Below are 2,703 nucleotides of genomic sequence, written 5' to 3' on the forward strand. Positions count from 1 at the left end.
CGACCGGTCGTACGCGACCACATAGCTGCGGGCCCGGGCCCGGGCGCGGGCTCGGGCTCCGGCCAGGGAGTGGCCCCGGGTACGGGTTCGGGCCTCGCCCCGGGAGCGGCCCCGGGCATGAACGAAGGCTTCGCCCCGGGGATGGCCCCGGGCACCGGCTCGGGCGTCGCCCCCGGCGCAACCCCGGACGCCGTCTCGGGCTCCGGCCCGGGAGCGGTCCCGGGCTACGTCTCGGGCTCAGCCCCGGGCTTCGTATCGGATGCAGCCCCGGGCCTCGCCCCGGGAGCTGCCCCGCACGCCGCCCCCGGCCAGCAGCCGCCCGCCGACTGGGGCGCACCCACCGAGCCCCGGCCCCCCGCGCCGCCGCAACCGACCCCCGCGCTGCCGGCCCCGCCCCCGCTGCCCCCCGCCGCACCACGGGCGACCCCGCAGCCCGGGCAGCCCGGCGCCCCCCTGCTGCCCTCTTCGCCGGACCCCGCCGCCGACCCGTACGCGACCCCGCAGCAGGGGGCCGCCGCGCCGGGCCCCGGCCAGCAGACGTACGGCCAGCAGGGGTACGGCGCGCAGGGATACGGCCAGCAGGGTTACGACCAGCAGTGGGACACATCGGCCGGTTACGCCCAGGACCAGGGGGGCTACCCAGGCCCCGCCCAGGACCAGAGCGGCTACCCGGCGTACCAGCAGTCGCACCACCAGGCCCAGCAGTCGCACCAGAACCCGTACGCCTCCGCCGACCAGGCCGGCTACCCGGGCGCGGCGCAGCCGACCGGCCAACCCGCCGGTGACCAGGCCGGCTACCCCGGCGGTGGCTACCCGACCGGGCAGCCGGGACAGCCCGACCCGTACGCCGACTACGGCAGCGGCACCTACCAGGGCGGCTACGACCCGTACGGCTACGGACAGCCGCCGTACCAGGGCGGGCCGGGGCAGGCGCAGGACGGGTCGGACGGGCAGGACGAGACGACGTACGGCGACGGCACGGTGCCCGGGCCCCGCCGCGACGGGAGCCAGGCATGAACCGCACCACCCTGTCCCTGCTCGCCGCCGCCACCGCCCTGGCCGCCCTGACCGGGGTGGCGTCGGTGACCGCCGACTCCGGCTCGGACGCGGACGGTTCGACCGGCGGCAAGGGCGCGACGGCCGCCACCCGGATGCCGGTCGAGCGGTCGGGCCTGGTGTGCCCCGCACCGACCACGTCGGAGCTCGCCGAGACCACGTACACCGCGTTCACCCCCAAGGGGAAGACGGCGGGCGGCACGAAGGGCACCGCGGGGCTGCTCCCCGCCCACGCCACGTCCGACGCCGAGGACGGTGCTGAAGACGGCGCCAAGGACGACGACGGCAAGGGCGCCGACAGCAAGGGCGGGGGAGACGGCGGCAAGGGCGGCGACGGCGCGGCCCGCCCCGACGTGCTGACCGGCGACCCAGTGGTGCCGCTCAAGGCACCCGGCACGCCGGTCACCGACACCACCTCGCGCTCCGACGCGCCGGCCCTCATCGGCCTCGCGGACGGCGTGCTCGCCCCCGGCTGGACCGTGCAGCAGACCACCACCATCAGCGCCGGCGACGGGCGCGGGCTGCTCGGCACCTCCTGCGTGGCCCCCGGCACCGACTTCTGGTTCCCCGCCGCGAGCACCGCGGGCGACCGGCAGGACTACGTCCACCTGACCAACCCCGACAGCAGCCAGGCCGTCGTCGACCTTGAGCTGTACGGGGAGGACGGCCGGCTGGAAGCGCCCAGCGGCGAGTCGATCAACATCCCGCCCCACTCCACCAAGCCGGTCCTGCTCTCCACCCTGGTCAGCAAGCCGACCATCAACGTGACGCTGCACGCCGCGGTCCGCTCGGGGCGGGTCGGCGCCAGCGTGCAGGCCGTGGACAGCAACATCGGCAGCGACTGGCTCGCCGCCGCGGCCCCGCCCGCCACCAGCGCGGTGCTCCCCGGCATCCCCAAGGACGCCACCTCGGTACGGCTGGTCGCCTACGCCACCGGCTCTGGGGACGCCGACCTGAAGATCCGGCTGTCCGGCCCCTCCGGCACCCTCACCCCGGCCGGCCACGAGTCACTGACCGTCAAGAGCCGGATGACCAGCGCCGTCGACCTCGGCGACCTGACCAAGGGCGAGCCGGGCTCGCTGACCCTCACGCCGCAGGGCAAGAGCGCGGCCCCGTTCGTGGCGGCGCTGCGCATCACCCGCGGCGAGGGGGACAAGCAGGAGACGGCGTTCATCCCGGCGACGGCGCCCATCGAGGACCGCGGCACGGTGGCCGACAACCGGGCCAAGGGCAGCACCGTGTCGCTGACCGCCCCCGAGGCCGCGGCCTCGGTACGGGTCACCTCATCGGCCGGCGCCGAGGGCGGCACCCCCGCCAGCCAGGAGATCACCGTCAAGGCCGGGACGACGCAGGCCCTCACCCCGCCCCGCCCGTCCGGCGCGAAGGGCCCGTACGCGGTGACCGTCGAACGGCTCAGCGGCGGCCCCGTGCACGCCTCGCGGCTGCTGGAGGAGGAGGCGGACGGGGTCCGGATGTTCACCGTCCAGGGCCTCCCCGACGACCGCGGCCTGGTCTCGGTCCCCCGCGGCCGACAGGACCTGTCGATGCTGAACGACGACTGACGTTCCGTCCGGAGCAGCACGGCGGGCTCCGTACGGGGCACGGCGTGGGGGGGGGGCAGGTTCCGTTGCCTGGGGAATTGGAGTC

General features: G+C 76.6%; 1 protein-coding gene and 1 pseudogene. Both read left to right on the top strand.

All coding sequences use genetic code 11. The features are described from left to right. Positions 1 to 1,017 (top strand): annotated as a pseudogene (locus AAHZ94_RS32295) (hypothetical protein); the annotation flags it as partial. Then, the gene (locus tag AAHZ94_RS32300; RefSeq protein ID WP_349997266.1) at positions 1,014 to 2,618 is read left to right on the top strand and encodes a DUF5719 family protein; all 1,605 of its coding nucleotides are present in this window, start codon (positions 1,014 to 1,016) and stop codon (positions 2,616 to 2,618) included. The pseudogene AAHZ94_RS32295 and the gene AAHZ94_RS32300, both read left to right, overlap by 4 nt. The last annotated feature ends 85 nt before the right edge of the window (positions 2,619 to 2,703 follow it).

It is taken from the genome of Streptomyces sp. HSW2009 (genome assembly GCF_040240285.1).
Taxonomy (GTDB): domain Bacteria; phylum Actinomycetota; class Actinomycetes; order Streptomycetales; family Streptomycetaceae; genus Streptomyces.